This window comes from Pseudomonas tremae, from assembly GCF_001401155.1.
Classification (GTDB): Bacteria; Pseudomonadota; Gammaproteobacteria; order Pseudomonadales; family Pseudomonadaceae; genus Aquipseudomonas; species Aquipseudomonas tremae.
Window position 1 is genome coordinate 1 of the sequence record NZ_LJRO01000445.1, and the last position, 233, is coordinate 233.

The 233-nt window shown below is 56.2% G+C and carries 1 pseudogene; it reads right to left on the reverse strand.

The features are described from left to right. Nucleotides 1-3 precede the first annotated feature (3 nt). A pseudogene (locus ALO43_RS29560) lies at nucleotides 4-233 on the reverse strand (zinc ABC transporter ATP-binding protein); the annotation flags it as partial.

Below are 233 nucleotides of genomic sequence, written 5' to 3' on the forward strand. Positions count from 1 at the left end.
AAATCAGCCATGCTTGCAGTGGTCTCCGTGAACATAAGTGTGGGTAGGTGACGAAGTGGTCGGTGCATCATTCACCACAGCGCCATGCAGATCGTGGGCGTGGTCGTGATGGTGGTGATAGATCGCCAGGCTTTGCGCATTTTTGCCGAACAGCTCGACAAACGCCGGATCATGGCTGACGTGCTCGGGATGCCCGGAGCAGCAAACATGGCGGTTCAGACAGACCACCTGAT